The organism is Caldisericum sp. (assembly GCF_049967455.1).
Classification (GTDB): Bacteria; Caldisericota; Caldisericia; order Caldisericales; family Caldisericaceae; genus Caldisericum; species Caldisericum exile_A.
This window is the reverse complement of record NZ_JBMFSR010000058.1, coordinates 1-4,878: the sequence shown is the minus strand read 5'-3', so window position 1 is coordinate 4,878 and position 4,878 is coordinate 1. Positions and strand designations below refer to the sequence as shown.

Here is a 4,878-nt window from a genome sequence, read left to right as displayed (position 1 = left end):
GTAATGGATACTTTAGCAAAAAAAAGGGGGTTATTTACGATGAACAAACAAAGCTTTAAGTTTAAGGTTTTTGCTGCAATGCTGTTATCTTTTGTTATTATCGTAAGCTTAATACCTTATACTTCTTACGGAGCGGCTTCAGGCATTGTTTACCACTTTCAACTTGTAAACGATGGGCTATATGGAGCAAATATCACGACTCTTGAATTTGATGCAAATTACCCGAACACAATCTATGCAGGCACTGCTAACGAGGGCATTTTTGTTTCAAGTGACCTTGGCAAAACCTGGAAATGGATTGGCAAAGGGCTTGAATTGAATCAACCAGGTTATGTACCTACATATGTTACTATTAATGCAATCGAAACTGTAAAAGGTAAGTTTGGTGCGATTTATGTAGGCACTTCAAATGGGCTATATTTAAGCAACGACTCAGGGCTTAATTGGTCTCTAATTGGAGGCAGTATACTTAAAAGAAGGGTTTTTTCCATTTATATAAGTGATAAGGATCCAAACTTTGTCCTTGTAGGTACTGATAACGGTGTATGCCGCTCTGTGGATTCAGGGCAAACTTTTGAAGTAGCGAATAAAGACATAACAAACTTTTCTGTTTACTGCATTACCCCTGACTCTTCAATGAAAGATGCTTACTACATTGGGACAAATAAAGGGATTTTTAAAACCCCTGATAATGCTGATAGTTGGAATTTGGTAAGCTCTGGACTTCAATCTCTTCCTGTATATTCAATTGCACAGAATCCAAAGAAGCCTTATATTCTTTATGCGGCAGTTTCAACAGGCGTGTATAGAACTTACGACTACGGCGACCACTGGACAAATGTTACCGACTGGGAAAGCAAACCTTCAGTTGTTTCTGTAGGTATCGATAGTTTTGATGATAGATTGGTGCTTGCCGTTGCAAGGCAGGGGATACTTCTTTCAAAGGATTCAGGCGAAACGTGGAGTTGGCTTTCAAACATTCCTTATAATATAATCTCTTCCTTAACTTTAGGACAGAGTTTCTCAACAATTTACCTTGGCACAAATATGGGCTTTGCAATTTATTTTAACGGGTATGTCACTTTTAGTAATCAAAATCTTGGGCTTCTTAATGTTTATGCGTTAGGCTTTGACGAGAATTACAAAACCTTATATGCACATGAAAGCCTGGGACTTTTCAAAATGGGATTTGACGATTATGGTTGGTCGTACCTAAGTGGTGCACTCTATGGTTCATCTCCCCGTGCGTTTGCTGTTGACCCTACAATGCCAAACTCTATGTTAGCAGCAACAAAGTATGGCCTGATGGTTTCGACTGACAATGGCCTAAGTTGGACTTACACTTCATTAACATCTGGAGAATTTTATTCGGTTACATTTTCTAAGGCAAACCCAAAGTATGTTTATGCAGGGGGGGATATAGGGCTTTATGTAAGCAAGGATTCTGGCGCGCATTTTAGCAAAATACTGGCAAATTTTGAATTGCCTATTTATTCGGTTATTGCACCAAAAGATGGAAATCTGTATGCTTTAACTAAAAATTATCTATACAAATCTACCGATTCAGGTAAGACATGGAATATCATTTCAGAGAAGATAAGCTTTTTAAAAGGCACAACTCTTGCAGGTGATTATTACAATCCAAGTGTTTTATTCCTCGGCACGCTTGATGGTGTTTATATATCAAGAGATGGAGGTATAACATGGAATATCTTTGGCGATTTGCCAATAGGGACGATAGTTTATTCCGTAGTTTCTATAAATGATCCAAATAACACGATATATCTTGGCACAAATTCTGGAGTTTATAAGAGCGTAGCAATCGAGGATAACAACCCGCCAACTTTAAAAATCATTTCTCCGCAGGATAACGCAAAATTTAATTCACCTTCCTTAACAATCTCAGGCATTGCCGCTGATTCAGAATCTGGCATTGCGAAAGTTACCATAAACGAAATAAGTGTGCCTGTTTCCTCTGATGGTATATTCTCTTTTGGTATCACTCTTTCACCGGGTGCAAACAGCATTACCATAAAGGCATATGATAAGGCAAACAATATAACAACAAAGAGTTTAACTGTTTACTATGCGAAAACCACAATTCTCGTTCTTTACATTGGCTCTAATAGGATGACAACTTCCGATGGTGAAACAATTACCCTTGATTCCCCGCCTGTAATTGTTGAAGGGAGGACACTTGTGCCAATAAGGCCAATTGTTGAAAAGTTTGGTGGAAGTGTTGCCTGGGACAGCGTAGAGAGGAAAGTAACGATTACGCTTGGCGATAAAACTCTTGAGCTCTGGATTGGCAAAAATACCGCAAAGGTAAACGGAACTACAGTTCCGATCGATTCGAGCAATACAAAAGTCGTTCCACAGATTATTTCTGGGAGAACTATGCTTCCTGTTAGATTTGTTTCAGAACAATTGGGTGCAAAGGTGGAATGGGATGGAACGCTTAGAAAGATTACTATTACATATCCTGCACCTTAATTTTGTGGTATAATGAGAAAAAATTTAGGAGGTAATGATGAAAAGGAAAATTGAAATTTTATTTTTAGTATTTGCTTTTATTTTTTCTTTTATAAGTATTCCGATAAGAAGTGCCTTTGCAGATGATTCAATTAGTGTTACTCTAAACCCAAACACTGCGAATGTAGCGAATACTTATACAATTACACTTAAATTTAGCAGCGTTGCAATTGGTAGCGGCACAAATTTTGAAATTGGCTTTGATGAAGGCGATAATCAAAGTTCTCTTATGAACATTCCTACTTCTACTGGACTCGATAGTGAAGCTATCGCTATTCAAATAACGGGTAATTCAACACCGTTTCATCCGTCAAGCGCAAAAATTTCAAGTGGTAGCAATGGAAAGAGGCTTCAATTTATTTTGCCAACAGGCTTCCCGCAGACTACTAATACTACGTTCTACATAATTATAAACTCAAGTGCGAATATATATCCCAAAACGACAGGAAATCACACTCTCTTTATTGCAAGTCCGCTAACCCAATTTTTGTATTACACTTATACTGTAGGTACCTCTAGCTCAGCAGGTATCATTATAAACTCAATTACTGTGGCTAATCCTAAACTGGCTGAAACAAGTGCATATTCTTTTAACTTTTATTCATCCCAAGGGCTTACTACTTCCGATAAGATTTATGTTCAATTTTCTTCAGGTTTTACTGTGCCTCCAGTTATTAACGGCGTGAATGTTGGGCTTGTTCAGGGTGCATCGCAAATATCTTCTTTTGAGGGTAATGTAAGTGTTTCAGGTAATGTGGTTGCTATAACAATCCCTTCAACTGCTTATACCTTTACTGGTGGTACGCTTTCATTCGGTCCGTACACAGGCATAACAAACCCGAAAACTGCAGGAAACTACACTTTCTCTATGTGGACTTCAAAGCAAACTACTCCTGCAAGTTATACTGTAACTTTGGGCACTGCAATAACCAATTTATCTTGGAACGCTTCCCAAACAGCAGCATACGCGATTTCTGAGCACAACATTTCTTTTAGGACATCCTCTACTGGCGCACTTGCCACATCCGATACAATTACGGTTCAATTTCCAACAGGTTTTACCCTTCCAACACAGATTCCTCAAGGGAGCGTCCTTGTAAACAATATAATTGCAAAGGCAAGCATATCTTCAAATGCCCTTGTCATTACTTGCCCTGTATCTATCGGAAACTCCTCACAAGTATCAATTAAAATTACAACTGATGCAAAAATTCAAAACCCGCCTTCCTCTCAAACCGGGTATAAAATAAAGGTATTTACAAGCGAAGACCCGTTGCCTTTCGAGTCTCAAGCAATTTTGTTTACTCCTTCAATCATCCAGAATGTAAAAGTGACTGTTTCCCCTGCTGTTATAAATAAGAGTGTTTCAATAAGTGTTGAGTTTGTGCTTGGAATGGGTGGTGCGCTTTCTTCTTCTGATAGCATTTACATTGTATTTCCTATGCAATTTATCCTTCCTTCCTCAATTGCAAATAACCTTGTTTCTATCATTTATAACAACAACACCTATAGCCCGTCAGGCATAACGATAACTAAAGGAACAGGCACAGTTGTTCTTGCACTTCCATCTAACTTAAGCATTCTTGCAGGAAGTTCTTTAAAGGTTGTGTTTGATGCAAATGCAAATATAACAACACCAGCGCAACTGGGCTCATACAAGTTAAAGGTTTCAACCTCAAAGGAGACAACGCAAGTTGATAGCCTTCCATTTGATATATTTGCCTACCCTAAGTCAACTATTATAATAAACCCTGCAAGTCCAGACGGCCTTAACGGATATTACATTACGCAGCCAGCGATTAGTTTCTCTGTAAGCGATATTGCGGGCACAACAATTACGCTTTACTACAAAATTAATGATGGAAATTATCAAACCTACGATTTAGCAAACAAACCGCAAATTAAAATCCCAGAAGGAAAAACAACTGTCTATTTCTATGCAGTGGATAGCTTTGGCAATAAAGAGCCTGAAAATTCAAAAACAATTCTTGTTGACCTTACAGACCCAATTATTACGATTTTAACTCCTCAGGAAAACTCTGTAATTGTGCAACCCACATATACCTTAAAAGGTTCAATCAAGGCAATGGATGTTTCAGGGGCAGTTTTAACAATTGACGGTAAGGCCGTGCAAATTAACTCAGACGGAAGTTTCGAAGCACTTGTAAGCGTTCCTAAGGAAGGTGTTTACACCACAATCATTAAGGTTACAAGCCCCTCAGGAAGAACTGCTACAAAACAATTCTCAATTAATTATATTGCGCGTGTGACTGTATTCTTACAAGTTGGAAATGATAATGCTTACATCAATGGCGAACAAGTAAAAATTGATGCACCACCATTTAT

The 4,878-nt window shown here is 38.3% G+C and carries 2 protein-coding genes; both read left to right on the top strand.

All coding sequences use genetic code 11. The features are described 5' to 3' along the window. The first annotated feature begins 39 nt into the window (after positions 1–39). Positions 40–2,493, top strand: a complete 2,454-nt coding sequence (locus ACP5SP_RS07315) for a stalk domain-containing protein (RefSeq protein ID WP_428076378.1) — start codon at positions 40–42, stop codon at positions 2,491–2,493. A gap of 37 nt (positions 2,494–2,530) precedes the next feature. Continuing rightward, positions 2,531–4,878 (top strand): hypothetical protein (locus ACP5SP_RS07310; protein ID WP_428076377.1); only part of this gene is annotated, 2,348 nt, incomplete at its 3' end.

Bases quoted from the DNA above. Each gene is read 5' to 3' on its own strand.
- ACP5SP_RS07315 (WP_428076378.1), top strand. From the start codon at position 40: ATGAACAAACAAAGCTTTAAGTTTAAGGTTTTTGCTGCAATGCTGTTA.